The sequence below is a fragment of the Rubrivivax albus genome (genome assembly GCF_004016515.1).
Taxonomy (GTDB): domain Bacteria; phylum Pseudomonadota; class Gammaproteobacteria; order Burkholderiales; family Burkholderiaceae_C; genus Rubrivivax; species Rubrivivax albus.
Genome location: NZ_SACT01000001.1, coordinates 95,957 through 121,279 on the forward strand (window position 1 = coordinate 95,957; position 25,323 = coordinate 121,279).

The window sequence follows — 25,323 nt, forward strand, 5'->3', positions numbered from 1 at the left end:
TGGCCCGCTGCGCGCGCGTCAGTGGCGCGACGGCAGGTCGGCCGGTACGCCGTCGGGCACGGGCCAGAAGCTGTCGGGCTGCGACGGCCCCGGGTCTTCGCCCTCGGCGACATCGGTGAGCAGTGCCGCGGCGGACTTGACCAGCGGCCACGACAGCGTGGCCCCGGTGCCGTCGGCGCTGTCCAGCCCCAGCTCGAGCAAGGCGCTCGCCCTGAACAGCCCCAGCGCCCGGTCCAGGCCCTGGTGGGAATGGCTGCGGCAGAAGACGCAGTAGTCGGTCACCGGCGTGGCGATGCCGGCGGCCAGCATCAGCGCGGCGCAGGCGGGCATGCCGTCGATCATCAGCAGGTGGCGCTTGCTGGCGGCCACCAGCATCACGCCCACCATGACCGCCATCTCGAAGCCCCCGAAGGCGGCCAGCACCTCGACCGGGTCGGCCACGTTGCGGTGGCGGCCCTGCGCGCCCTGCAGCACCACCATCAGGTGGCCCAGCCGGTCGGCGGCCATCGTCGGCCCGCTGACCACCAGGTCGCGCAGCGGGGTGTCGGTCAGGCGCGAGAGCACCAGCGCCGCGCTCTCGTTGGCGCCGATGCCCATGCCGGCGCACATCAGCACGTTGCCGCGCAGTGAGTCACCGATCTCCATGCCGGCGCGCATGGCGGCGTGCGCCTGGTCCACCGTCATCGCGGCGCCGACGCGCGCGTTGCGGGTGCCGTGGGCGATCTTGCGCATCAGCAGCCGGTCGTGGGCCGGCATGTTGGCCGCCAGGCCACAGTCGACGACGCTGAGCTCCACCTGCTGCGAGCGCGCGAACACGGCCATCGGCCACTGGCCGGCCAGCAACTGGCGCACCTGCTCCGACGTCTGGCGCTCGCCGGGTTCGCCCAGGCCGTCGACAGCGATGCCGTGGTCGGCGGCGAAGACCACCAGCTGCGGGTCGTAGAAGCGCGGCTTGAGCGTGTTCTGCATCAGGCCCAGGCGCTGCGCCAGGGGCTCCAGCTCGCCCAGGCGGCCGGCCGTCTCGGCGCGGCGCTCGAGCTTCTCGCGCAGGGCGCGCTCGAGCAGCGGGTTGGTACTGGGCGCGATCAGCGAGCGACTGGCCATGACGACTCCGGCGGTGGAAACCTGTTGTCGGGCTAACGCAGGAAAAGCCGGTACACAGGGTTCAGGGTCTCTTCCACGCAAGGATAGGCCAGCGACGCGACGAAGTCCCGGAATGCCGGTTCGTCGGCCGTCGGCACCTGCAGGCCGACCAGGATGCGGCCGTAGTCGGCGCCCTGGTTGCGGTAGTGGAACAGGCTGATGTTCCAGGTGGGGTGCATCGTCGCCAGGAAGCGCATCAGCGCACCCGGCCGCTCCGGGAACACGAAGCGGAACAGCCGCTCGTCGGCGGCCAGCGCCGTGCGGCCGCCGACCATGTGGCGCAGGTGCTCCTTGGCCATCTCGTCGTCGGTGAGGTCCAGCGTGGCAAAGCCGTGGCGCTCGAAGCTGCGCGCGATCTTCGCCGCCTCGTCGCGCTTGTGGATGCCGATGCCGACGAACACGTGGGCCAAGCTGGCGTCGGAGATGCGGTAGTTGAACTCGGTGACCGGACGCGGGCCGATCAGTTCGCAGAAGCGGCGGAAGCTGCCGCGCTCCTCGGGGATGGTAACGGCGAACAGCGCCTCGCGCTGCTCGCCGAACTCGGCCCGCTCGGCGACGAAGCGCAGGCGGTCGAAGTTCATGTTGGCACCGCAGGTGATGGCGACGAAGGTGCGGCCCTTCAGGCCGTGCTGCTGCGCGTACTGCTTGATCGCCGCCACGCCCAGCGCGCCGGCCGGCTCGAGGATGCTGCGCGTGTCCTGGAACACGTCCTTGATCGCTGCGCAAACGGCGTCGGTGTCCACGCGCACGAAGCCGTCCACCAGCTGGCGCGTCACGCGGAAGGTCTCCTGGCCCACCAGCTTCACGGCCGTGCCGTCGGAGAACAGGCCCACGTCGTCGAGCTGCACCCGCTTGCCGGCTTCCACCGACTTCGCCATCGCGTCGGAATCGGTGGTCTGCACGCCGATGACCTGGATCTCCGGGCGCACGGCCTTGATGTAGGCGGCCACGCCCGAGACCAGGCCGCCGCCGCCGATGGCGACGAACACGGCGTCGATCGGGCCCTGGTGCTGGCGCAGGACCTCCATGGCCACCGTGCCCTGGCCGGCGATCACGTCCGGGTCGTCGAAGGGGTGGACGAAGGTCAGGCCACGCTCGGCCTGTAGCGTCATCGCGTGGGCGTAGGCGTCGGAATAGCTCTCGCCCTGCAGCACCACGTCGCCGCCGAGCGCCTTGACGGCGTCGATCTTGAGCTTGGGCGTGGTCACCGGCATCACCACCACCGCCGTGCAGCCCAGCCGTCGGGCGGCCAGCGCCACCCCCTGCGCGTGGTTGCCGGCCGAGGCACAGATGACGCCGCGCGCGCGCTGCTCCGGCGACAGGTGGACCATCTTGTTGTACGCACCGCGCAGCTTGAAGCTGAACACCGGCTGCAGGTCCTCGCGCTTGAGCAACACGTGGTTGCCGATGCGGCGCGACAGCACCGGGGCGGCGTCCAGTGGCGACTCGATCGCCACGTCGTAGACACGGGCTGTGAGGATCTTCTTCAGGTAGTCGGCCGCGGTGCGGGCTGCCGTGGGTTTCATCGTGTCGTCGGGGCGGGGAGGGCCGGGCGGTGCGGGCTGCGCATCATAGGCTGCGGGGTCGCCGCCAAAAAAACGGCCCAGGGCCGTGAGGCCCCGGGCCGGAATCCACCGTTTGGGAGGTGGAGGAGACAACGGGTGGAGGTCAGTCGACCTCCTTGCAGACCAGTCTATCCGTTGCCATGTTGCGCTGCAATATCCGTGTGTGGCCCTGATCTAGGGGCGGGACCCAAAATCGTGATCTTCACGACACGGAGAGGGACCCCGGATGGACTGCACGATCAACTGGCTGCCGGCCCATGGCATGGCTTTCAGCGCCGAGACCGGCAGCGGCCACCTGCTGGCGATGGACGGTGCACCGGACGGGGGCGGTCGCAACCTCGCACCCCGTCCGATGGAAACCCTGCTCGCTGGCGCGGGGGGGTGCACGGCCTATGACGTGGTCCTGATCCTCAAGCGTGGCCGCCACGACGTGCGTGGCTGCACCGTGAAGGTGCAGGCCGACCGGGCGGAGACCGACCCCAAGGTGTTCACAGCCATCCGCATGCACTTCACGGTGACGGGCCGCGCGGTGCCGGAGGCCGCCGTGGCGCGGGCGGTGCAGCTGTCGCACGAGAAGTACTGTTCGGCGACCATCATGCTGGCGAAGACGGCCGAGGTGACGACCAGCTTCGAGGTCGTGGAGGCCTGAGCCGGACGCCCGGCCCTGCCTGCGCAGGGCTGGGCGCCTGCGAAGGGGCGAGCGCCTGCAGGCGCGAGCGCGGCCTGCAAGGCCTGAGCCGGACGCCCGCCCGGCCATGCTCAGATCCGGTGCGCCACCGTGGTCATGACCTTGGCCGAGGCGCGCATCGCCCACCGCACCGGGGCGGGCAGCGGCACGCCGCCGGCGTCCTGCGCCTCGTCGGCGTGGCGGCGTTCGTCGGCCTGCATGGCATCCACCACGGCGCGCGACGCCGTGTCGGCCGCCGGCAAGCGGTCGAGGTGCCCGGCCAGGTGCTGCTCGACCTGGCGTTCGGTCTCGACGACGAAGCCCAGGCTCACGGCATCGCCGGCGCGCCCTGCCAGCAGGCCGATGCCGAAGGCGCCGGCGTACCACAGCGGGTTCAGCCAGCTCGGGCGGCTGCCCAGCGCGTCCAGTCGCTGCTGGGTCCACGCCAGGTGGTCGGTCTCTTCGCGCGCGGCCTGGGCCATGCGTTCGCGAAGACCGGGGTCACGCGCGGTCAACGCTTGGGCCTGGTAGAGCGCCTGGGCGCAGACCTCGCCGACGTGGTTCACCCGCATCAGGGCGCCGGACAGCCGCTTCTCGTCCTCGGTCAATGGCTGCGCCGGCGGCTGCGCCGGTTGAGGGCAGGGGCGGGCGGCATGGACGGCACCCGAGATGGTGCGCAGGGCGTTGTCCAGGCTGATCAGGAGACGGTCGGCGTTCATGACAAGGTGAAGGATAATCCGATTGGTTTCACGTTGTTGCCAGACAACAGCCGGACCGGTTTTGCGGGCCAAAGCTTGGCATCCGCCGCGGCCGTCTGGTGCAATACGCTCAACTTCCGCTGAGGAGGTTGGCTCGATCAGCCCCTCGAAGGGGTTCCTCGTCGATCGGGGCCTCTTGTTCAACCTAGGAGATCATTGCAATGAAAAAATCTCTGCTCGCCCTGGCCGCGCTGACCGCGTTCGCCGGTGTGGCGTCGGCCCAGTCGTCGGTCACCCTGTACGGTCGCGTCGACCTGTCGATCAACAAGGGCATCGGCAACGACGCCAAGAACATCTCCAACGGCTCGGGCAGCCGTCTGGGCCTGCGCGGGTCGGAAGACCTGGGCGGCGGCCTGTCGGCCCTGTTCAACATCGAGCACCGCTTCAACGCCGACACCGGCGCTGACAGCACCGGTGGCACCCGCATGTGGAACGGCCGCTCGCTGGTTGGCCTGAAGGGCGGTTTCGGTCAGGTCGTGTTCGGCCGCGAGTACACCACCGCCTTCCTGGGCACCCAGCTGTGGGCTGACCCGTGGGGCTGGGACACGATCGCCAACCAAGCCGGCATCACCGGCCTGGGCGGCATCGCCAAGGTCCGCAACGACAGCTCGATCACGTACAACGTGGCCGCCGGTGGTTTCTCGTTCGGCATCCAGACCGCCGAAGCGACCGACACCATCAACACCTTCGCCAGCAAGCCGCTGAACTTCAACGTCGGCTACGCCGCGGGCCCCCTGCGCGCGTCGTTCGGCTACGAGAAGACCGGCCGTGAAGGCGCGGGCAACGAGAAGATGTGGTCGGCTGCCGTCAGCTACAACCTGGGCTTCGTGAAGCCTGGCTTCTACTACGGCAAGGGCACGGCCCTGAACGGCGCCGATCACAAGGGCATGATGTTCACCGCCACCGCCCCGATGGGTGCCGGCGAGTTCCGCGCGTCCTACGGCAACCTGAAGGCCAACGACACCACCGTGTCGAAGCGCATCGCCCTGGGCTACCACTACAGCATGTCCAAGCGCACGACGCTGTACGTCGACTTCGCCAACGACAGCGAAGCCGCCCAGAGCAAGTCGGGCTACGACGTCGGCATCAAGCACAACTTCTGATGCCGTCCGCCGCAAGGCGGGTGCCAGAATGCAAGCCGCCCTTCGGGGCGGCTTTTTTTCGCCTGCAGAACCATGTGCCCCAAGTTGTTTCGTCGCTGGCCCTCCTGGGCCGTCCTGCCTTTCCTGGTGGCGTGCACGACGCCGTCACCAGTGCCCCGGGCTGCCGACGGTTGGCACCCGGTGTCGTTGCCTGGCAAGCGGGCCACGCATTACGCCCAGGTGGTCAAGGCCGGGCGGCCGGCACTGCTGGCCGAGGCGGACCGTTCCGCCAGCCTGATGCGCCGCCACTGGCCGCTGGCAGCCGATCAGCTGGGCGAGGTGCGTTTCTCCTGGTGGGTCGCGGCTCCCTTGTCCGGAGCCAATCTGGCCGAGGCGGGCCTGGGTGATTCACCGGCGCGCGTCCTGTTCGCGTTCGACGGTGACCATGCCCGCCTGTCGTCGCGCAATCGCCTGATGTTCGATCTGGCGGAGTCCATCAGTGGTGAGCGCCCGCCCTACGCGACCCTGATGTACGTGTTCGGCAACCGCCCCGAGCACCTGGGCCGCACCATCGTCCACACCCGCACCGACCGGATCCGGAAGATCGTGCTCGATGCCGGCCCGGCGCATGCGGGCCAGTGGCGCGACCACCGGCGCAACCTGGCGGAGGACTTCCGCCAGGCCTTCGGCGAGGCCCCGGGACGGCTGCTGTCGGTGGCCGTGCTGACGGATGCCGACAACACCCAGCAACAGGCGCAGGCCTGGTACGGCCCGGTCGAGATCCGCGCGCTGTCCGACTGAATCGATGCCCCTGTAGCCGCCACGGCTCGGGGCTTTCCCTTTTGCGCGCGGCACGCGAATTGCGCATCATCGCGCGTCCGGTCGCCACCGGCACCTTGCTGGTGCGCGACGCCGCGGATCCGCACCGAGGGGTGGCGGTGGGATCCCGCTGTTGAACCGTTCCGATGCTCGCCTTCATCCTCCGCCGCCTGCTGCAAGCCGTGATCGTGATGCTCACGGTTGCCTTCATCGCCTTCATGCTGTTCCAGTACGTGGGCGACCCGGTCGCCAGCATGCTGGGCCAGGACGCCACCGCCGAACAGCGTGATGCGCTGCGCGCCGACCTCGGTCTGGACCAGCCCTTCCCGGTGCAGTTCGCGCGCTTCGTCGGCAATGCGGTGCAGGGCGAGTTCGGCCTCAGCCTGCGCCAGGGGCGGCAGGTCTCGGCGCTGATCGTCGAGCGTTTCCCGGCCACCATCGAACTGGCGGTGAGCGCAGCCGTCATCGCGCTGATCGTCGGCGTGCCACTGGGTGTGTATTCGGCGCTTCGGCGCGGCAGCTTCGGCTCGCAGCTGGTGATGACGGCCTCGCTGCTGGGCGTGTCGCTGCCCACCTTCCTGATCGGCATCCTGCTGATCCTGATCTTTGCGGTGTTGCTGGGCTGGCTGCCCAGCTTCGGCCGTGGCGAGACGGTGGCCCTGGGCACCTGGACCACCGGCCTGCTCACGGTGGATGGGCTCAAGCACCTGCTGCTGCCGTCGCTGACGCTGTCGATCTTCCAGCTGGCGCTGATCCTGCGCCTGGTGCGGGCGGAGATGCTGGAGGTGCTGCGCACCGACTACATCAAGTTCGCGCGTGCCCGCGGCCTGCCGGACCGCATCGTGCACTTCGGCCATGCGCTGAAGAACACGCTGGTGCCGGTGATCACCATCACCGGCCTGCAGCTCGGCGGCCTGATCGCCTTTGCCATCGTCACCGAGACGGTGTTCCAGTGGCCCGGCATGGGGCTGCTGTTCATCCAGGCGGTGCAGTTCGCCGACATCCCGGTCATGGCGGCCTACCTGTGCCTGATCGCGCTGATCTTCGTGGTCATCAACCTCGCGGTGGACCTGCTCTACTTTGCGGTCGACCCGCGCCTGCGCATCGAGCGCCCGACCACCGGACATTGACATTTCCCATGGCTGAAGCTTCTGCGCCCGCCCCCGGCGCGCTTGCACGGTTCTTCGACGGCGACGTCTGGTACAGCTTCCGGCAGTCGCCGGTGGCGATGGGCGCTGCCGTCGTGGCGCTGCTGTGCATGATCGCCGCGCTCGGCGCGCCCTGGATCGCGCCGCACAACCCGTACGACCTGGCGTCCATCGACCTGATGAATGCCCGTCTGCCGCCGTCGTGGATGGAGGGCGGCAGTGCCGACTTCCTGCTTGGCACCGACGACCAGGGCCGCGACATCCTGTCGACCATCATGTACGGCGCACGCATCTCGCTGTTCGTCGGTCTGGCGGCGGTGGCGGCCTCGGTGGTGCTGGGCGTGGGGCTGGGCCTGCTGTCGGGCTTCGTCGGCGGCCGCATCGACGCCTTCATCATGCGCGTGTGCGACGTGATGCTGTCGTTCCCGGCGCTGCTGGTGGCGCTGCTGATCGACGGCGTGGGCCGCGCGATGTTCCCCGATGCCCACGACACGCTGGCCTTCGCGGTGCTGATCATCGCCATCGCGCTGTCGGGCTGGGTGAAGTTCGCGCGCACGGTGCGCGGCTCCACGCTGGTGGAGCGCAACAAGGAGTACGTGCAGGCCGCACGCGTGATCGGCGTCGGCAACGCCACCATCATGTGGCGCCACGTGCTGCCCAACGTGATGGGCCCGGTGCTGGTGCTGACCACCATCGACATCGGCCAGGCCATCCTGGCCGAGGCCACGCTGAGCTTCCTGGGCGTCGGCGTGCCACCCACCTCGCCGTCGCTGGGCACGCTGATCCGCATCGGCAACGACTTCCTTTTTTCCGGTGAGTGGTGGATCACCGTGTTCCCCGGCGTGATGCTGGTGCTCATCGCGCTGAGCGTGAACCTGCTTGGCGACTGGCTGCGCGACGCGCTGAACCCGCGCCTGCGCTGAACCACAAGACACCATGGCACTGCTCGAAGTCGACCGCCTGAAGGTGGAGTTCCCCACGCGCCGCGGCACGCTGCTGGCGCTGGACGAGGTGAGTTTCTCGATCGAGCCGGGGGAGATCCTCGGCGTCGTCGGTGAATCCGGCGCGGGCAAGTCGCTCACCGGCGCCGCCATCATCGGCCTGCTGGAGCCACCCGGGCGCGTGTCCGGCGGCGAGATCCGCTTCGAGGGCCAGCGCATCGACAACCTGCCGCGCGAGAAGATGCGCGCCATCCGCGGCCGCCGCATCGGCGCCATCTTCCAGGACCCGCTGACCTCGCTGAACCCGCTCTACACCGTCGGCCGGCAGCTGACGGAGACCATCCGCAACCACCTGCCCGTGAGCGAAAGCGAAGCCCGCCAGCGGGCCATCAAGCTGTTGCAGGAGACGGGCATCCCGGCGGCCGAGCAGCGCATCGACCAGTACCCGCACCAGTTCAGCGGCGGCATGCGCCAGCGGGTGGTGATCGCGCTGGCGCTGGCGGCCGAGCCCAAGCTCATCGTCGCCGACGAGCCGACCACGGCGCTGGACGTGTCGATCCAGGCGCAGATCATTTCGCTGCTCAAGCGCCTGTGCAAGGACCACGGCGCGGCGGTGATGCTGGTCACGCACGACATGGGTGTGATCGCCGAGACCTGCGACCGCGTGGCCGTGCTGTACGCCGGCCGCGTGGCCGAGATCGGCCCGGTGCACGAGGTCATCCACCATCCGGCCCACCCCTACACCCAGGGCCTGATGGGCTCGATCCCGGCGATGGACGAGGACCGAGAGCGCCTGCTGCAGATCGACGGTTCCATGCCGCGCCTGAATTCGATACCCAGCGGCTGCGCCTTCAACCCGCGCTGCCCGCAGGCCGACGACCGCTGCCGCCGCGACCGACCCGACCTGATGGACGCCGGCGCCACGCGCGCGGCCTGCTGGCGGGTGAAGCCGACATGAGTACGCTAGTCCAAGTGGAAGACCTGGCCAAGGTCTTCGATGTCTCCGCCCCCTGGCTCAACCGCGTCGTCGAGCGCAAGCCGCGGCAGTTCGTGCACGCGGTCGACGGTGTGAGCTTCGCCATCGAGAAGGGCACGACGCTGGCGCTGGTGGGCGAATCCGGCTGCGGCAAGAGCACGGTGGCCCGCCTGCTGGTGAGCCTGTACGCGCCCACGCGCGGCCGCGTGTTCTTCGACGGCGTGGACACCGCCACCCACCCCGACAAGCGTGCGCTGCACCGGCGCATGCAGATGATCTTCCAGGATCCGTACGCCAGCCTCAACCCGCGCTGGAAGGTGCTGGACATCGTGGCCGAGCCGCTGCTCACCCACGGCCTGGTGCAGGGCGCCGACGCGCTGAAGGCGCGCGCTCAGGAACTGCTGCAGTCGGTGGGCCTGGCGGCGGCCGACGTCGAGAAGTTCCCGCACCAGTTCTCCGGCGGCCAGCGCCAGCGCATCAGCATCGCGCGTGCCCTGGCCACGCAACCGGAGTTCCTGGTCTGCGACGAACCCACCTCGGCGCTGGACGTGTCGGTGCAGGCCCAGGTGCTCAACATCATGAAGGACCTGCAGCGCCAGCAGGGCCTGACCTACCTGTTCATCTCGCACAACCTGGCGGTGGTGCGCCACGTGTCGGACCAGGTGGGCGTGATGTACCTCGGCCGCCTGGTGGAACTGGCCGACAAGCACGACCTGTTCGGCAACCCGCGCCACCCGTACACGCGCATGCTGCTGGATGCCATTCCCGACATCCACATGACCGGCCGCGCACGCACGCCGGTGCAGGGCGAGGTGCCCAACCCGCTGAACCCGCCCAGCGGCTGCGCCTTCCACCCGCGCTGCCCGCACGCCAACGCGCGCTGCAGCAGCGAGCGCCCGGCATTGAAGGACTTCACGGGCATCCGCGTGGCCTGCCACGCGGTGGAGGAAGGGCGGATCTGATGCGCGCCGCCGCCGGCCCGCGACTGGCTCGCGCGCGTTGCGTCAGGCCAGCAGCTTCTCGCCGCTGAACAAGGCCTGCGCCTGCTCGCGCTCGCGCACCAGCACCGGTGCGCCGTCGACGATCATCACCTCGGCCGCCCGCGGCCGCGTGTTGTAGTTGCTGGCCATGGCCATGCCGTAGGCGCCAGCGGAAAGCACGGCCAGCACGTCGCCCGGCTCGACGGCGAAACTGCGGTCACGCCCCAGCCAGTCGCCCGATTCGCAGACCGGTCCGACGACGTCCCAGCGCTGCGGCGGCGTGCTGCGCGACACGCAGGGCTCGATGGCCATCCAGGCCTCGTACATGGCCGGGCGCATCAGGTCGTTCATCGCCGCGTCGACGATGCAGAAACTCTTGGCATCGCCAGGCTTGAGGTACTGCACTTCCGTCAGCAGCACGCCGGCGTTGCCTACCAGCGAACGCCCCGGCTCCATCATCACCTCGCGATGGCCATGGCCGCGGGCGTCCAGGCGCTGCAGCAGCAGGCCCACCAGGTGGTCGGCGGCCGGCGGTGATTCGTCCACGTAGCGGATGCCCAGGCCGCCGCCCACGTCCACGTGGTGGATGGCGATGCCGTCGCGCTCCACCGCCTCCACGAGGTCGAGCAGACGGTCCAGCGCATCGAGGTAGGGCTCCACCTGCGTGATCTGCGAGCCGATGTGGCAATCGATGCCCACGACCTGCAGCCCGGGCAGCGACGCGGCGTGGCGGTAGGCCGCCAAGGCCTGGTCGTGCGCGATGCCGAACTTGTTCTCGCGCAGGCCGGTGGAGATGTAGGGGTGCGTGCCGGCGTCCACGTCAGGATTCACACGCAGGCTCACCGGCGCGATGGCGCCCTCGGCCGCTGCCACGGCGGACAGGCGATCGAGTTCTGACACGCTCTCAACGTTGAAGCAGCGCACGCCGGCGCGCAGCGCCTGCGCCATCTCGGCAGCCGTCTTGCCGACGCCCGAAAAGACCACGCGCGATGGGTCTCCGCCAGCAGCCAGCACGCGCGCCAGTTCGCCCCCGGAGACGATGTCGAAGCCGCAGCCGGCACGCGCGATGGTCTGCAGCACGGCGAGGTTCGAGTTCGCCTTCATCGCGTAGCAGATCTGGTGTGGCCGGCCGGCCAGCGCGCGCTGGTAGGCGGCCAGGGCATCCAGCATCGCCGCCTGCGAATACACGTACAGCGGCGTGCCGAATCGGCGCGCCAGATCGGCCAGCGGCAGGCCGTCCAGCGTCAGCGTGCCGGCGCTGCTGCGCGCCAGGTGCGGGGTGCCAGGCAGCATCAGCGAGCCGCTCCGGCGGCGGATGCGGCCGTGGCCGCTGGGGGCAGCGTCAGCGGCCCCTTCTGGCCACATCCGGACAGACCCTGCAACAGGCCCAGGGTCAACAGGCAGGCCACTAAACTCGACGCTCGACGCATCGCCGGATTCTATCGAGACCCCATGTCCACCCTCAGCGACACCGAGTACCAGCGGCTCACGAATGCCATCCTCGCGTCCATCGAGGCCACCGTGGACCGCTGGCTGCAGGACGACGTGATCGACATCGACCCGCAGCGCACCGGTGGCCTGCTGGAACTGGCCTTCCCGGGCGGCAGCAAGATCATCGTCAACACCCAACCGCCGCTGCAGGAACTCTGGCTGGCCACGCGGGGTGGGGGCTATCACTTCCGGCACGAGGCCGGGCGCTGGGTCGACACCAAGGACGGCGTCGAGTTCTTCGCCCGTCTGTCCGACGCGGCCAGCGCCCAGGGCGGTCGGGCGCTCCGCTTCCTGCCACCCGACGAGTCCTAGGCATCGTGCCGGGCCAACGCGCGGACCGCCCGAGTCGAAGGTCGGCAGCGCTGGCCGTTGCCGTCGTGCTGCTGACCCTGGGCGGTGTCGCCCTCGGCTGGTGGCAGACCATGGTCGCTCACGCCGACTCGCGGGCGCAGATGGTGGACCGCACCGAGCAACGGGCAGTCCAGTTGGCCGATGCCATGAACGGCCAGATCGCCATGCTGCTGGCAGCGGTGGACGTGGCGTTGCAGGAGCTGCGCCGGGCCTGGCACGGGGATCCGGCCGCCTTCGACCGCATCGCGCGCGAGGTCGTCGCCACGCTGCCCATGGGGTCGGTCAGCCATGTCACGGTGATCGACGCCCAGGGGATGTCGGTCTACAACAGCCTGGGCAGCACCGAGAGCGTGAGCGTGGCCGACCGTGCCCACTTCCGGGTGCACCTCGACGGCGCGGACCGCCTGCATGTCGGCGAGGCGGTGCGTTCGCGCCTGGCCGAGCAACGCTGGACCGTGATCGTGAACCGGCCGATCCTCGACCAGGTGCGCTTTGCCGGCACGATGAACATCTCGGTCAACGCCGACTTCCTGGCCTCGCGTCTGGCGGCCCTGGCCCTCTCCGACCAGGATGTAGTGGCGTTGGTGCACCCCAGCGGACGCCTGATTGCACGCAGCCGCGAACAGAAGCTGGCGGCTGGCCGCCAACTGCCGGGGGACCGACCTTTCCTGGCGCAGCCGGGCCTCGAGCGCGGGGTGTTCCATGTCGCCGGCGAGGTGGACGGTGTCGAGCGCGTGTACGGCTGGTGGCGCGAGCCCGGCACCGGCCTGATCTCGGCGGTGGGCTTGTCCGAGTCGGCGGCGCTCGCGCCGCTGCTGGTGCGGCAGGACCGGCAGCGCACCGTGCTGCAGGCGCTGACCACCCTGGCGCTGCTGGCGTCAGGCGTGGTGGCGGCCTTGTTGTGGCAGGCCTCGCGCCGGCAGGGCGCGCTGGAGCTCAGCGAGCGTCGCCACCGCCTGCTGCTCGAGTCCGCGCCCGACGCGATCTACCTGACGCGTGACGGTCGCTTCACCTACCTCAACCCGGCCGCCCTGCGACTGTTTGGCGCCAAAGACGCGAGCCAGCTGCTGGGCATGCCGACGCTGTCGCGCATCCACCCGGACGGGCACGACCTGGTGCGCGAGCGGCAGCAAGCCATGCTGAACGATCAGCGCAGCGCACCGCCGGTCGTCGAGCGCTACCTGCGGCTGGACGGCAGTGTTGTCGACGTCGAAGTCACCGCAGCGCTCTACCCTGGCGAGGACGGCTTCAGCACCCAGGTGATCGTGCGCGACATCAGCAAGCGCGTGAAGGCGGAGCGGGCCTTGCAGCAGCTGACCGACGAACTGGAGGCGCGGGTGGAGGAGCGCACGGCGGCGCTGCGTGCAGCGCGCGACGAGGCCGAGGCGGCCAACCATGCGAAGAGTGAGTTCCTCTCGCGCATGAGCCATGAACTGCGCACGCCGATGAACGCCATCCTCGGCTTCGGGCAGCTGCTCCAGATCAGCCCGCACGCCGACGCCGCAACCCGGGGCCACGCCGACGAGATCGTGGCGGCCGGCCGCCACCTGCTGCGGCTGATCGACGAGGTGCTGGACCTCTCGCGCATCGAGGGCGGGCAGATGGCGATCAGCCACGAGGACGTCGAGCTCGCGCCGCTGGTGGACGAGACCGTGCGGCTGATCCTGCCGCAAGCACAGGTGCGCCAACTCACCGTTCAGGTGCTGGGCGAATGGCATGGCGCTGCCGTGCACGCGGATCGCACGCGCCTGCGCCAGGTGCTGCTGAACCTGCTCGGCAACGCTGTCAAGTACAACCGTGAACGGGGTGGCATCCGCCTGCGGCTGGCCGAGGCCGGCCCGTCGTGGCGGATCGAGGTCGAGGACGACGGGGCCGGCCTGGACGCAGCGCAGTGCGAACGGCTCTTTCGACCCTTCGAGCGTCTGGATGCGGCCCGCGCCGGCATCGAGGGCACGGGCATCGGTCTGGCCCTGTCGCGCCACCTCGTGACCCTGATGCAGGGCCGGATCGGTGTGCGCAGCCAACCCGGGCAAGGCAGTTGCTTCTGGGTCGAATTGCCCCGGGCCACCGAGGGCACGCAGCGCGCCAACTCGACCGACACCGCGATAGCGCTGCCGGTCCCGTCAGGCGCCGCGCCCGTGCCAGAGGTCGCCGATCGGACCGTGCTTCAGATCGAGGACAACCCGGCCAACCGCCTGCTCGTCGAAGGTATCGTGGCCATGCGGCCGCGCTGGCAGTTGCACAGCGCCGGCTTGCCGGGCGATGGCCTGTCGCTGGCCGCGTCGCTGCGTCCGAATCTGATCCTGCTGGACCTGCACCTGCCGGAAATGGACGGCTGGGAGGTGCTGCGTCGACTGCGTGCCGACCCGGGCACCCGCGACATCCCGGTCGTGGCCGTGAGTGCCAGCGCCATGGCCGCCGACTTGGCGCGCGGACGTGACGCCGGCCTTGCCGACTACCTGACCAAGCCGCTGGACATCGCGCGCCTGCTGGCACTGCTCGATGGGCTGACCTGAATCGGTTCGGCGACAGGTGTCTTGCGCGGCGCTTGCGCCGTGTCGTTCAGCGCCGGAACAGATCGAGAATGCTGCTGCGCTCGTCGGGCGTCGTGGCCTCGGGTACCACCTGATCCAAGCCCACGCTGCGCACGCCACCACCGTTGGCGAACTCCTCGTAGACCCACAGGCCGTCCTCCTGCTGCACCACGCCCGGTGGTGGTACCGGCGTGGCCACCGGCACGTCCTTCAGCGCCACGCGCATGAGGTCGATCCACACCGGCAGGGCCAACCCGCCTCCGGTCTCCCGCGCCCCCAGCTTTTTGGGTGTGTCGTAGCCGATCCACACCACCGCCACCAGCGAGGGGTGGTAGCCGGCGAACCAGGCGTCCATGGAGTCGTTGGTGGTGCCGGTCTTGCCGTAGAGGTCGGGCCGCCGCAGCTGAAGCTGCGCGTTGGCAGCCGTGCCGGACCGGGTGATCTCCTGCAGCAGCGAACCCATCACGAAAGCGTTGCGCGCCTCGAGCACGCGGCGGCTTTCGTCCAGCGGGACCAGCGGTGCCTCGCGCAGCACGTCGCCGTCGGCATCGGTCACCTTGGCAATCAGCGATGGCGGCATGCGGTACCCGCCAGTGGCGAAGACGCCGTAGGCGGTGGCCATTTCCAGCGGCGTCACCGTGCCGGCGCCCAGGGCCATGGTCAGGAAGGCAGGGTGCTTCTCGCGCGGGAAGCCGAAGCGCGTGGCCCAGTCCTGGGCGTACTCTGGCCCGATGGACTGCAGCACTCGGATCGACACCATGTTCTTCGACTTGGCCAGAGCTTGGTGCAGTGGCAGCGGGCCGGCGAACTCGCCGTCGTAGTTCTTGGGTTCCCAGGGCTGGCTGCCCGTTTCGGCGGCGTCGAAGAACAGCGGGGCATCGGCGACCACGGTGGCCGGGGTGAAGCCCTTCTCCAGCGCGGCGGAATAGACGAATGGCTTGAAGCTCGAGCCCGGCTGCCGCTGCGCCTGGGTGACGTGATTGAATTTGTTCTTGCCGTAGTCGAAACCGCCGACCAGCGCGCGTATCGCCCCGGTGCGCGGATCGGTCGCCACCAGGGCGCCTTCCACCTCGGGTTGCTGCGACACCCGCCAGGCGTCCTTCTCGCCCTGAACCAGGCGCACCACGGCACCGCGGCGGATGCGGATGTTCGGTGGCGCGTTGTCGCGCAGACCCGACGCCACCGGGCGCAGGCCTGCGCCGGTGACGGTGATCGCCTCACCGGACTGCAGCACGGCCACGAGCTTGTTGCGCGAGACCTCGGTCACCACCGCGGCGCGCAACTCGTCCTGGTCGGGGTGTTCCGCCAGGGCCTCGGCGATGCGGGCATCCAACGCTGCCGGGTCGGCCGGCAGGTCGACGAAGGCTTCCGGGCCGCGGTAAAACTGGCGCTGCTCGAAGTTCAGGATGCCTGCTCGCAGCGCGCGGTAGGCCGCCTCCTGCAGCTTCGCGTCGATGGACAGGGTGACGTCCAGCCCGCGCGTGTAGGTCTCTTCGCCATACTGCGCAAATACCAGCTGGCGCGCCGTCTCGGCCACGAACTCGGCGTGCACGGTGCTGGCACGGGGTGGGCGCAGACGCAGCGCCTGCGTGCGTGCCTCGTCGTGCTGGGCCTTCGTGATGAAGCCGTTGTCCAGCATGCGCGCGAGCACGTAGTGCTGGCGCACCTGCGCGCGGCGCGGGTTGGAGATCGGGTTGAAGGCCGACGGCGCCTTCGGGATGCCGGCCAGCATGGCCGCCTCGGCCACCGTCAGCTGATCCAGCGTCTTGCCATAGTAGGTTTCCGCGGCCGCGGCAAAACCGTGGGCCCGGTGGCCGAGGAAGATCTGGTTCAGGTACAGCTCGAGGATGCGGTCCTTCGTCAGCAGGCGCTCGATCTTCCAGGTCAGCAGCACCTCGTAGAGCTTGCGGGTGAAGGTCTTCTCGGTGGACAGGTAGAAGTTGCGCGCCACCTGCATCGTGATCGTCGACGCGCCCTGGCTGCGCGCATCGCGCAGGTTCTCGATGGCGGCCCGGACCATGCCCTTGTAGTCGACGCCGTCATGGTCGTAGAAGCGTGCGTCCTCGGCGGCCAGCACGGCCTGCTTCATCACCGGCGGGATCTGCTCGATCGGCGTGAAGGTACGGCGCTCCTCGCCGAATTCGCCCAGCAGCACGCCGTCGGACGAGAACACGCGCAACGGCAGCTTGGGGCGGTAGTCGGCCAGGTTGCCGACTTCCGGCAGGTTGCGGTAGGCCACGGCCAGGGCCAGGGCGATCACCATGGCCCCCGAGATAACGCCGGCCACGCCGAGCCCGGCGGCCCAGGCGAGCATGCGCAACAGCCAGTTGCGCGGCGCTGCGGGAGGGTCGGTCCTTGTTTCAGTCATCGTGGCTGGGGCGGTCGGGAATTATAGGAACCGGCCTCTTGTAACCGCCGGACCGGCCAAGCGTGACATGTCGCACGGCTGGCCGGGGGTGGCAATCGCCGGAATTGCGGGTTGTTTCAACTCCGGTTTCCAGCGTCGGGCGAGCGCAACGAGCGCGACACTTCCGCTGCCCGTTTTTCTTTGGTGCACAAGGGCTTTACTGCTAGCATTGAAGTAACTTCTTAACAATCCGGGGGGCATTGTCCCTGCCGGGGAGTGGAACACCGTGAGCTTTCTGGACGTGCTGCTGGGCCGCAAACACCCGCCGGTGATCGGCCTGGACATCAGTTCCTCGAGCGTCAAGCTCGTCGAGCTCGGCCAGTCGTCGAGCGGTGAATTCGTGCTCGAGCGTTTCGGCTCCGAGCCGTTCGAGAAGGGCTGGATCACCGACGGCCAGATCGAGAAGTTCGACGAGGTGGCCGACGCCGTGCGCAAGGTGGTGGCCAAGAGCGGCACCAAGACCAAGCAGGTGGTGATGGCGATGCCGCAGTCGGCCGTCATCACCAAGAAGATCATGCTGCCGGCCGGCCTGCGCGAAGAAGAGATGGAACTGCAGGTCGAGTCCGAGGCGAACCAGTACATCCCGTTCTCGCTGGACGAGGTGAGCCTGGACTTCTGCGTCATCGGCCCCAGCCCCAGCTCGGCCGGCGACGTGGAGGTGCTGATCGCGGCCAGCCGCAAGGACCGCGTGCAGGACCGCCAGGGCCTGGCCGAGGCCGCTGGCCTGAAGCCGGTGGTGCTGGACATCGAGAGCCACGCCTCGCGCCTAGCGATGAGCCGCATCGTCTCCGCCTTGCCCAACGAGGGCCGCGATGCCCTGGTCGCGCTGTTCGAGATCGGCGCCGACACCACCAGCCTCAAGGTGCTGCGCGACGAGGAGATGCTCTACGACCGCGACCAGGCCTTCGGTGGCTCGCAGCTCACGCAGCTGATCTCGCGGCAGTACGGCTTCTCGTTCGAGGAAGCCGAGCAGAAGAAGCTCGCCGGCGATCTGCCCGAGGACTACGACAGCGCGATCCTGTCGCCCTTCGTCGACAGCCTGTCGCAGGAGATCGGCCGTGCGCTGCAGTACTTCTTCACCAGCACGCCGCACCACAAGGTGCACTACGTGATGCTGGCCGGCGGCACCGCCACCCTGCCCGGTCTGAAGGACCGTGTGACCGACCTCACCGGCTTCGCGTCGATGGTGGTCAACCCGTTCGAGGGCATGCAGCTCGGCTCCGCCGTGCGCGAAAGCCGCGTGCGGCGCGAGGCGCCCTCGTACCTGACGGCCTGCGGGCTGGCGATGCGGAGGTTCGTGCAGTGATCCTGATCAACCTGCTGCCGCACCGCGAGGCCAGGCGCCGGCAGCGCAAGCAGAACTTCTTCGTCGCCCTGGGTGTGGCCGCGGTGGCGGGCGTGGTGGTGGTCGGCGCCTGGACCTCGGTGCTGCAGCAGATGAAGGCCGCGCAGCAGCAGCGCAACGACCTGCTCAAGGCCGAGATCCGCAAGCTCGACACCCAGATCAAGGACATCGCCACCCTGCGTGCCGAGATCCAGGCCCTGAAGGACCGCCAGGCGGCGGTGGAAGACCTGCAGACCGACCGCAACACGCCGGTGCACCTGCTCGACGAACTGGTCAAGCAGGCTCCCGAAGGCATCTACCTGTCGTCGATCCGGCAGAACGGCAACCAGGTCACCATCGTCGGCACCGCCCAGACCAACGAGCGGGTCTCCGAGTTCCTGCGCAACACCTTGTACAGCTCGCCCTGGCTCGAGAAGCCCGAGCTCGTGGAGATCAAGGCGGCCGGCCTGACCGGGCGCGAACGCAACGCTCGCGAGCGCGACCCCGACCAGCGGCGTCTGTTCGACTTCACGCTGCGGCTGTCGATCAAGCGCCCGGAGGCGCCCGAACCGGCCAAGCCGGCGCCGGGGGCACGGCCCGCAGCGGCCAAGGCTTCGTGAGGACGACGATGGCCAAAGCATCGAGCTTCAACATCGACATCGCCAGCACCTTCGACCGTGCGGCGTCGCAGTTCCGCGGGCTGGACACGAACGAGCCCGGCCAGTGGCCGCTGCTGCCCAAGGTCGCGGCCTGGGTGCTGGCGGGCGTGGCCGTGGTGGCGGCCGGCTGGTGGTTCGTGGTCTCCGGCGCGCAGGAGGAACTCGACGCCGAGATCGCCCGCGAACAGCCACTGCGCAGCGAGTTCCGCGACAAGCTGCGCCAGGCCGTCAACCTCGGCGAGCTGCGCAAGCAGAAGCTGCAGGTCGAGGAGTACGTGATCCAGCTCGAGAAGCAGCTGCCCGGCAAGGCCGAGATGGACGCGCTGCTCTCCGACATCAACCAGGCCGGTCTCGGCCGGGGCCTGCAGTTCGAACTGTTCCGCCCCGGCAACGTCGAGGTCAAGGACCACTACGCGGTGCTGCCGATCTCGGTGCGCGTCAGCGGCCGCTACCACGACATCGGCGCCTTCGTGGCCGATGTCGCCAACCTCTCGCGCATCGTCACCCTGCACAACCTGGTCATCACGCGCCCGGGCCGTGACCCCAATGTCACCACGCTGACGATGGAGGCCACCGCGCGCACCTACCGTTACCTGGACCAGGCCGAGATCGACGCGCAGAAGAAGGCCAAGGCCGACGCGTCCAAGGCCAACCAGAAGAGGGCCCGCAAGTGATTCGACGCCACAACCTGCCCAGGGCCGTGCTGGCCACCGCAGCGGCCGGTGTCTTGCTGGCCGGCTGCAGCGCCAACGAGGACGAACTGCGCGGCTGGATGGACCAGCAACGGCGCGAGGTCAAACCCAACGTGACGCCGCTGGCCGCACCCAAGGCCTTCGTGCCCGAGTCGTACACCGGCGTCGCCGACGTCGACCCGTTCAGCACGCAGAAGCTGTCGGTGGCCATCAAGCAGGAAGCGCGGCAGCCGAACTCGCTGCTGGCGTCCGAGCTGAACCGCCGCAAGGAGCCGCTGGAGTCCTACCCGCTGGACAGCATGTCGATGGTGGGCAGCGTCAGCCGCGACGGCCGGCCCTTCGCGCTGCTGCGCGTGGCCAGCCTGCTCTACCAGGTCAAGGTGGGGGACTACCTGGGCCAGAACTACGGTCGCGTGACGCGCATCGACGAGACCGGCGTGACCCTGCGCGAGATCGTGCAGGACGCCGCCGGCGAGTGGATCGAGCGCAGCGCGAGCCTGCAACTGCAGGAGTCTGCGCGATGAAACCCTACAACGGCGCCGTGGGCGCAGCGACGACGCGACAGGCCAGCATTCCCGAGGAGAAGCGCATCATGCAGAAGTGGCGGGCCGGGCTGGCCGCGCTGGTGTTCGGTTGCAGCCTGCCATTGGCTGCCTGGGCCCAGAACGCGATCCAGTCGATCACGAGCAGCCAGCAGGCCGGTACCGATGTCCTGCGCATCGAGCTCAAGGAACCGCTGGCCGCGGTGCCGGCCGGCTTCTCGGTGCAGACGCCCCCGCGCATCGCGGTGGACCTGCCGGGGGTGGGCAACGACCTCGGCCGCAGTGCGGTCGAGATCAACCAGGGCAACCTGCGGTCGGTGAACGTCGCCCAGGCCGGCGAGCGCACGCGCCTCGTACTGATGCTGCGTCAGGCGGCCAACTACGTGGCACGCCTGGAAGGCAATGCGCTGATCCTCGTGCTCGGCAGCAGCACGCAGGTGGCCGAGGCGCAACCGGCGGCAGCCGCCCCGACGCAGGCCGCGCCCGCCGCCGCCGCGCCGGCACCGACGCAGTTTGCCCCGTCGCAAAACCAGCAGTCGCTGGCGCTGCGCGACATCGACTTCCGCCGCGGTGGCGACGGCGCCGGCCGGGTGCTGGTCACGCTGCCCAGCACCCAGGTGGGCGTGGACATCCGACAGCAGGGCAAGGGCCTGGTCGTCGAGTTCCTCCGCGCGAAGCTGCCCGACACCCTGCGCCGCCGGCTGGACCTCACCGACTTCGGCACCCCGGTGCAGAGTGTCTCCACCTTCCAGAGCGGCGACAACGTGCGCATGGTGGTCGAGCCCACCGGTGACTGGGAACACAGCGCCTACCAGAGCGACAACCAGTTCGTGCTGGAAGTGCGCCCGGTCAAGGTCGACCCGAACAAGCTCACCCAGGGCCCGGGCTTCCAGGGCGAGAAGCTGAGCCTGAACTTCCAGAACATCGAGGTCCGCGCGCTGCTGCAGGTCATCGCAGACTTCACCAACTTCAACGTCGTCACCAGCGACACCGTCACCGGCAACGTCACGCTGCGTCTGAAGGATGTGCCCTGGGATCAGGCCCTGGACATCATCCTGCAGAGCAAGGGTCTGGGCGTGCGCAAGAACGGCAACGTGCTGTGGATCGCGCCGAAGGACGAACTCGCGGCCAAGGAACAGCTCGACCTCGAGGCACGCAAGAAGATCGAGGAACTGGAGCCGCTGCGCACCCAGGCCTTCCAGCTCAACTACACCAAGGCCGAGGACGTGGCCCGCGGTCTGACCGGGCAGAACCAGAGCCAGGGCGGCGGCGGTGGCGGCCAGCAGCAGGCCACGCGCATCCTGTCGCCGCGCGGCAGCGTGCTCTTCGAGCAGCGCACCAACCAGCTCTTCGTGTCCGACATCCCGAGCAAGCTCGACGAGGTCACCAGCCTGATCGCCCGCATCGACATCCCGGTGCGCCAGGTGCTGATCGAGGCGCGCATCGTGGAGGCCGACGACAGCTTCGGCCGTGCCCTGGGCGTCAAGCTCGGCGCGGTGGATCTGACCCGCCCGCAGCGCGCCGGCATCACCGTGGGCGGCAACTACACCGCCGTGGGCGCGCAGACCGGCCAGGTGGCGCTGCCGATCGACTTCACGAACACGCAGATGGTCAACCTGCCGGCCAACACCAGCAGCCTGGGCGGCGCCAGCGCGGCCACCTTTGCGCTGTCGCTGTTCAACGCGTCGGCCAACCGCTTCCTGAACCTGGAGCTCTCCGCGCTGGAGGCCGACGGCAAGGGCAAGATCGTTTCCAGCCCGCGGCTGCTGACGGCCGACCAGACCAAGGCCCGCATCGAGCAGGGCGAGGAGATCCCCTACCAGCAGGCCACGAGCAGCGGCGCCACGTCGATCTCGTTCAAGAAGGCCACGCTGAGCCTGGAGGTCACACCGCAGATCACGCCCGAGGGCAACGTGATCATGGACCTGCTGGTCAACAAGGACAGCCGAGGTGACCTCACCACCGCTGGCCCGGCCATCAATACCAAGCAGGTGCAGACCCAAGTGCTGGTGGAGAACGGCGGCACCGTGGTCATCGGCGGCATCTTCCAGCAGGAGGACAGCACCACCGAGAACAAGGTGCCGCTGCTGGGTGACATCCCGGTGCTGGGCAACCTGTTCAAGAACAACACCCGCAGTTCGCAGCGGACCGAACTGCTGATCTTCATCACCCCGAAGATCGTCTCCGACCGGACGTCGGTGCGTTAAAGGCGAGGGCGCGTGAACATGATTCGCATGATGTTGCGGGCCGCGCTGGCGGCCGTGGTCGTGGGCCTCGCGGCCTGCGGAGGTGGTTCCGACACCTGCCAGGAAGTCACTGGCGGCACGGCCTGCAGTGGTGGCGGCGGCGGCGGTGGGACGGTGGCAACGCCCCGGGCCACGGAACTGGTGCTCATCCTCGGCGCACAGAGCGTGACCAACGACGGTAGCCAGTCGGTCGTCGCGTCGGTGATCGCCGTCGATGGCAACCGCAACTCGGTGGCCGGCGTGCCGGTCACGGTCTCCGTCAACAATGGTGGTGTTGTCATCGCCAACGACACTGTCACGGATTCCAGCGGGGTGTTGAGCGCAACGATCGGCATCGGCTCGGACTTCTCCGAACGCACCATCACCGTGACCGCCACCAGCGGCGCGCTGACGCAGACCGCGGCCCTGCAGGTGACGGCGACGGGCGGCTCCACGGTGCTGCCTTCCGACCTGATCCTCACGCTCAGCGCCCCGACCATCGTGAACACGGGGGCCGAGCAGGTGGTGGCCACGGTCACGGCGCTGGATGCCCGGCGAAACGTGCTGCCCAACACCGGGGTCACCATCACCGTCGACAACGGCGGCACCGCAGCGCCCAGCGGCACGGTGACGAACGCCAACGGCGTGCTCACGGCGCAGATCGGGATCGGCGGCTCGACGGTCAACCGGACCATGGTGGTCACGGCCGTGGCCGGGGGCCTGACACGCACGGCCAACCTGACAGTCACCGACACCGTCACGACGCCTGGGCCGGTGGCGGCCGACCTGAGCCTCAGCCTCAGCGCCACCAGCCTGCCCAATGCCGGCACCACCACACTGCGGGCGACGGCGGCTGCCGTGGACAGCAACCGAAACGCGCTGCCGGGCATCCCGGTCACGATCCGCGTGGACGAGAGTGCCGTGGCCACGGTGAGCGGATCGGTCACCAACAGTGCCGGCATCGTGACGGCCGACATCGGCATCGGCGCCGACCGTTCGAACCGCCTGGTGACGGTGACGGCCACCAGTGGCAGCCTGACCCGCTCCGCGTCGTTCCGGGTCATCGGCGCGAAGCTCACGGCCGCGTTTGCGCCCATCGTCAACACCGGCTCGACCGGCAACCAGATCGAGTTCACGCTCGTGGACGTCAACGACGTGGCCATGCCGGACCAATTGGTCAGCCTCACGTCACCGCAACTCGGCAGCGCCACCGGCACGACCGATGCGCGCGGCAAGTTCGTCTACAGCTACACCGCGCCGGCAGCGGCGGGCACGGTCGTCGTCACCGCCAGCGCTGCGGGGTATTCGTTGCCGGAAGACATCCAGGTCACCGTGCAGGCAGCCGGAACGGGGTCGGTGCCAGTCGCGGTCGGGCCCGTCGAGTCGGCCTCGCTGACGCCGAGTCCGAGCGTGGTCTCGATCAACGCCGACAGCAGCACCGACAACCAGGTCCAACTGCGGGCCCTGTTCGTCAAGGCGGGTAACACGCCGGTCCAGAACGTGCGTGTGCGGTTCGACCTCGCCGACAACGTGAACAACTCCGACGGCCAGGTCTCGTGGGTGGGTGGCGACTATGCCTACACCAACGCCAATGGCGTGGCCACCGGCACCTTCCGCGCGGGCACCCGGTCGAGCCCGACCAACGGGGTCACCATCCGGGCCTGCTATGCGCTGAACGACTGGGACTTCGCGGCCGACCCCTGCCCGAACCAGGTCACCAACACCATCACGGTGGCCAGCGAGGCGCTGTCGGTCAACATCCGCACCAACGAACTGATCAAGTCCGGCGCCGCCGAACTCACCTACATCAAGGAGTTCGTGGTGATGGTGGTCGACGCGGCGGGGCAGGCCAAGCCCGATGTGCAGATCACGCCATCGGTCGACCTCACAGGCTTCTACAAGGGCTTCTACTTCTGGAACGGTGATTTCTGGCAGCAGCAGCTCACCCTGGCCAACACCGAGCACTACACCTGGAACGGCACGGCCTGGGCTGCCGGAGCGGGTACGACCACACAGCCGGTCTGTCCGAACGACGACGCCAACCGTAACGGTATCCGCGAGGCGGGTGCAGTGGGCGGTGCGGCGCCGGCATTGGCGGCCCGCGGCGAGGACCTCAACTGGAATGGCGAGATCGACCCCCGCAAGGCCGACGTGGCCATCAAGATGGTGGGTTCGTCGAAGACCGACGCCAACGGCTTGGCCATCGTGCAGATCGAGTACGGCCGCAACCTCGGCACCTGGGTCGACTTCGTGATCACGGTCACCGCCTCCGGGGTGTCGGGCACGGAAGCGCGTGCGCGCTACGTGGGCAACCTGTACGGTCTGGGCAACCTTCCGGTCCCCGGCAATGCGCTGACCAACGAGAACGTGTTCCCGGCCTTCGGCATCAGCCCCTACGGACGCGGCAGCTCGACCGGACTGCCCACCGGCGTCTGCACCGACACGCAGTAGTGAACATCGCCCTCGTCGGCATGCCCGGCTGTGGCAAGTCCACGGTCGGGCGGCAACTGGCCCGCCAACTGGGCCGTGACTTTGCCGACAGCGACGCCGAGATCGAGCAGCAGATCGGCTGCTCGATCCGCGAGTACTTCGACCGTGAGGGCGAGGCCGCTTTCCGCGATGTCGAGCAGAAGGTCATCGCGCGCCTGACGCAGGCCGATGGCCTGGTGCTGGCCACCGGCGGTGGGGCGGTGCTGCGCCCCGAGAACCGCGATGCGCTGCACGGCCGCTGCACCGTCTTCTACCTGCGCTCCACGCCGGAGGAACTGGCACGGCGCCTGCGCCATGACACCCAGCGCCCGCTGCTGCAGGGCGGCAACCCGCTGTTCAAGCTGCGCACGCTGTTCCGCGAGCGCGATCCGCTGTACCGGCGCACCGCGCACTACGTGGTCGAAACGCCACGACCTTCGGTGCCGGCGCTGCTGAACATGGTGCTGATGCAGCTGGAGCTGGCCGGGCTGGTCGACCCTTCGCAGGTGCCGGCAACCATCGGCCACGGCTGACGCTGTCGGTCGCGGCA

At 69.1% G+C, this 25,323-nt stretch carries 22 protein-coding genes; 16 read left to right on the plus strand and 6 right to left on the minus strand.

Annotation, left to right across the window (positions count from 1 at the left end; translation table 11 throughout):
* Positions 1–18 precede the first annotated feature (18 nt).
* Together ENE75_RS00420 and ilvA are read right to left on the minus strand one after the other, a co-directional pair.
* The gene (locus tag ENE75_RS00420) at positions 19–1,104 is read right to left on the minus strand and encodes a nicotinate-nucleotide--dimethylbenzimidazole phosphoribosyltransferase (RefSeq protein WP_128194503.1); all 1,086 of its coding nucleotides are present in this window, start codon (positions 1,102–1,104) and stop codon (positions 19–21) included.
* Between the two features lie 32 nt (positions 1,105–1,136).
* Positions 1,137–2,669, minus strand: coding sequence for a threonine ammonia-lyase, biosynthetic (gene ilvA / locus ENE75_RS00425; RefSeq protein WP_128194505.1), 1,533 nt, complete (start codon positions 2,667–2,669; stop codon positions 1,137–1,139).
* A gap of 265 nt (positions 2,670–2,934) precedes the next feature.
* Between ilvA and ENE75_RS00430 the strand changes: the two genes are divergently transcribed.
* Positions 2,935–3,357 (plus strand): OsmC family protein, encoded by a 423-nt coding sequence (locus tag ENE75_RS00430; RefSeq protein ID WP_128194507.1) that lies wholly within the window; start codon positions 2,935–2,937, stop codon positions 3,355–3,357.
* Positions 3,358–3,467: 110 nt separating this feature from the next.
* On the opposite strand, the gene coq7 is transcribed toward ENE75_RS00430, so the two are convergent.
* Positions 3,468–4,094, minus strand: a complete 627-nt coding sequence (gene coq7, locus ENE75_RS00435; protein WP_128194509.1) for a 2-polyprenyl-3-methyl-6-methoxy-1,4-benzoquinone monooxygenase — start codon at positions 4,092–4,094, stop codon at positions 3,468–3,470.
* A gap of 200 nt (positions 4,095–4,294) precedes the next feature.
* On the opposite strand from coq7, the gene ENE75_RS00440 reads away from it, so the two are divergent.
* The 6 genes from ENE75_RS00440 (at position 4,295) to ENE75_RS00465 (ending at position 10,061) form a co-directional block, all read left to right on the plus strand.
* Positions 4,295–5,236, plus strand: a complete 942-nt coding sequence (locus ENE75_RS00440) for a porin (protein WP_128194511.1) — start codon at positions 4,295–4,297, stop codon at positions 5,234–5,236.
* Positions 5,237–5,308: 72 nt separating this feature from the next.
* Positions 5,309–6,016 (plus strand): DUF3047 domain-containing protein, encoded by a 708-nt coding sequence (locus tag ENE75_RS00445; RefSeq protein WP_128194513.1) that lies wholly within the window; start codon positions 5,309–5,311, stop codon positions 6,014–6,016.
* A 164-nt stretch (positions 6,017–6,180) separates the two neighbouring features.
* Entirely contained in the window at positions 6,181–7,164 is a 984-nt protein-coding gene (locus tag ENE75_RS00450) for an ABC transporter permease (RefSeq protein WP_128194515.1), read from the plus strand.
* An 8-nt stretch (positions 7,165–7,172) separates the two neighbouring features.
* The gene (locus ENE75_RS00455) at positions 7,173–8,105 is read left to right on the plus strand and encodes an ABC transporter permease (protein ID WP_128194517.1); all 933 of its coding nucleotides are present in this window, start codon (positions 7,173–7,175) and stop codon (positions 8,103–8,105) included.
* Positions 8,106–8,118: 13 nt separating this feature from the next.
* Positions 8,119–9,081 carry an ABC transporter ATP-binding protein gene (locus tag ENE75_RS00460; RefSeq protein ID WP_128194519.1) on the plus strand — a complete coding sequence of 321 codons (963 nt, stop codon included), beginning with the start codon at positions 8,119–8,121 and terminating at the stop codon, positions 9,079–9,081.
* Positions 9,078–10,061, plus strand: a complete 984-nt coding sequence (locus ENE75_RS00465) for an ABC transporter ATP-binding protein (protein WP_128194521.1) — start codon at positions 9,078–9,080, stop codon at positions 10,059–10,061. Before ENE75_RS00460 ends, ENE75_RS00465 begins: the two co-directional genes overlap by 4 nt.
* Positions 10,062–10,103: 42 nt before the next feature.
* Here ENE75_RS00465 and lysA read toward each other — a convergent pair whose 3' ends face one another.
* Positions 10,104–11,375, minus strand: a complete 1,272-nt coding sequence (lysA, locus tag ENE75_RS00470) for a diaminopimelate decarboxylase (protein WP_375138465.1) — start codon at positions 11,373–11,375, stop codon at positions 10,104–10,106.
* On the minus strand, positions 11,372–11,509 hold the full coding sequence (gene lptM / locus ENE75_RS25775; protein ID WP_375138454.1) for an LPS translocon maturation chaperone LptM: 138 nt from the start codon (positions 11,507–11,509) through the stop codon (positions 11,372–11,374). Before lptM ends, lysA begins: the two co-directional genes overlap by 4 nt.
* A 22-nt stretch (positions 11,510–11,531) precedes the next feature.
* Here lptM and cyaY point away from each other — a divergent pair, with 22 nt between their 5' ends.
* Together cyaY and ENE75_RS00480 are read left to right on the plus strand one after the other, a co-directional pair.
* Positions 11,532–11,882: an iron donor protein CyaY gene (gene cyaY / locus ENE75_RS00475; RefSeq protein ID WP_128194525.1), complete on the plus strand. Its 351-nt coding sequence runs from the start codon at positions 11,532–11,534 to the stop codon at positions 11,880–11,882.
* Positions 11,883–11,947: 65 nt separating this feature from the next.
* On the plus strand, positions 11,948–14,437 hold the full coding sequence (locus ENE75_RS00480) for an ATP-binding protein (RefSeq protein ID WP_128194528.1): 2,490 nt from the start codon (positions 11,948–11,950) through the stop codon (positions 14,435–14,437).
* Positions 14,438–14,483: 46 nt separating this feature from the next.
* On the opposite strand, the gene ENE75_RS00485 is transcribed toward ENE75_RS00480, so the two are convergent.
* Complete coding sequence (locus ENE75_RS00485; protein WP_375138455.1) at positions 14,484–16,823, minus strand: penicillin-binding protein 1A; 2,340 nt, start codon at positions 16,821–16,823, stop codon at positions 14,484–14,486.
* A gap of 265 nt (positions 16,824–17,088) precedes the next feature.
* On the opposite strand from ENE75_RS00485, the gene ENE75_RS00490 reads away from it, so the two are divergent.
* The 7 genes from ENE75_RS00490 (at position 17,089) to ENE75_RS00520 (ending at position 25,306) form a co-directional block, all read left to right on the plus strand.
* On the plus strand, positions 17,089–18,168 hold the full coding sequence (locus ENE75_RS00490; RefSeq protein WP_128194533.1) for a pilus assembly protein PilM: 1,080 nt from the start codon (positions 17,089–17,091) through the stop codon (positions 18,166–18,168).
* Positions 18,165–18,806, plus strand: coding sequence for a PilN domain-containing protein (locus tag ENE75_RS00495; RefSeq protein ID WP_128194534.1), 642 nt, complete (start codon positions 18,165–18,167; stop codon positions 18,804–18,806). The genes ENE75_RS00490 and ENE75_RS00495 overlap by 4 nt, the downstream gene beginning before the upstream one ends.
* Before the next feature lie 8 nt (positions 18,807–18,814).
* Positions 18,815–19,519, plus strand: a complete 705-nt coding sequence (locus ENE75_RS00500; protein ID WP_128194536.1) for a type IV pilus inner membrane component PilO — start codon at positions 18,815–18,817, stop codon at positions 19,517–19,519.
* Positions 19,516–20,061 (plus strand): pilus assembly protein PilP, encoded by a 546-nt coding sequence (locus ENE75_RS00505; protein ID WP_375138456.1) that lies wholly within the window; start codon positions 19,516–19,518, stop codon positions 20,059–20,061. The genes ENE75_RS00500 and ENE75_RS00505 overlap by 4 nt, the downstream gene beginning before the upstream one ends.
* Before the next feature lie 68 nt (positions 20,062–20,129).
* Complete coding sequence (locus tag ENE75_RS00510) at positions 20,130–22,286, plus strand: type IV pilus secretin PilQ (RefSeq protein WP_199232219.1); 2,157 nt, start codon at positions 20,130–20,132, stop codon at positions 22,284–22,286.
* 12 nt (positions 22,287–22,298) lie between these two features.
* A complete protein-coding gene (locus ENE75_RS00515) occupies positions 22,299–24,755 on the plus strand; it encodes a hypothetical protein (protein ID WP_128194538.1) in 2,457 nt (818 codons plus the stop codon).
* On the plus strand, positions 24,755–25,306 hold the full coding sequence (locus ENE75_RS00520) for a shikimate kinase (protein ID WP_128194540.1): 552 nt from the start codon (positions 24,755–24,757) through the stop codon (positions 25,304–25,306). Before ENE75_RS00515 ends, ENE75_RS00520 begins: the two co-directional genes overlap by 1 nt.
* The last annotated feature ends 17 nt before the right edge of the window (positions 25,307–25,323 follow it).

Excerpts from the sequence above, each read along its gene's own strand:
- ENE75_RS00420 (WP_128194503.1), bottom strand. The coding sequence starts at position 1,104 with ATGGCCAGTCGCTCGCTGATCGCGCCCAGTACCAACCCGCTGCTCGAG.
- ilvA (WP_128194505.1), bottom strand. The coding sequence starts at position 2,669 with ATGAAACCCACGGCAGCCCGCACCGCGGCCGACTACCTGAAGAAGATC.
- ENE75_RS00430 (WP_128194507.1), top strand. The coding sequence starts at position 2,935 with ATGGACTGCACGATCAACTGGCTGCCGGCCCATGGCATGGCTTTCAGC.
- coq7 (WP_128194509.1), bottom strand. The coding sequence starts at position 4,094 with ATGAACGCCGACCGTCTCCTGATCAGCCTGGACAACGCCCTGCGCACC.
- ENE75_RS00440 (WP_128194511.1), top strand. The coding sequence starts at position 4,295 with ATGAAAAAATCTCTGCTCGCCCTGGCCGCGCTGACCGCGTTCGCCGGT.
- ENE75_RS00445 (WP_128194513.1), top strand. The coding sequence starts at position 5,309 with ATGTGCCCCAAGTTGTTTCGTCGCTGGCCCTCCTGGGCCGTCCTGCCT.
- ENE75_RS00450 (WP_128194515.1), top strand. The coding sequence starts at position 6,181 with ATGCTCGCCTTCATCCTCCGCCGCCTGCTGCAAGCCGTGATCGTGATG.
- ENE75_RS00455 (WP_128194517.1), top strand. The coding sequence starts at position 7,173 with ATGGCTGAAGCTTCTGCGCCCGCCCCCGGCGCGCTTGCACGGTTCTTC.
- ENE75_RS00460 (WP_128194519.1), top strand. The coding sequence starts at position 8,119 with ATGGCACTGCTCGAAGTCGACCGCCTGAAGGTGGAGTTCCCCACGCGC.
- ENE75_RS00465 (WP_128194521.1), top strand. The coding sequence starts at position 9,078 with ATGAGTACGCTAGTCCAAGTGGAAGACCTGGCCAAGGTCTTCGATGTC.
- lptM (WP_375138454.1), bottom strand. The coding sequence starts at position 11,509 with ATGCGTCGAGCGTCGAGTTTAGTGGCCTGCCTGTTGACCCTGGGCCTG.
- cyaY (WP_128194525.1), top strand. The coding sequence starts at position 11,532 with ATGTCCACCCTCAGCGACACCGAGTACCAGCGGCTCACGAATGCCATC.
- ENE75_RS00485 (WP_375138455.1), bottom strand. The coding sequence starts at position 16,823 with ATGACTGAAACAAGGACCGACCCTCCCGCAGCGCCGCGCAACTGGCTG.
- ENE75_RS00500 (WP_128194536.1), top strand. The coding sequence starts at position 18,815 with ATGGCCAAAGCATCGAGCTTCAACATCGACATCGCCAGCACCTTCGAC.
- ENE75_RS00510 (WP_199232219.1), top strand. The coding sequence starts at position 20,130 with ATGCAGAAGTGGCGGGCCGGGCTGGCCGCGCTGGTGTTCGGTTGCAGC.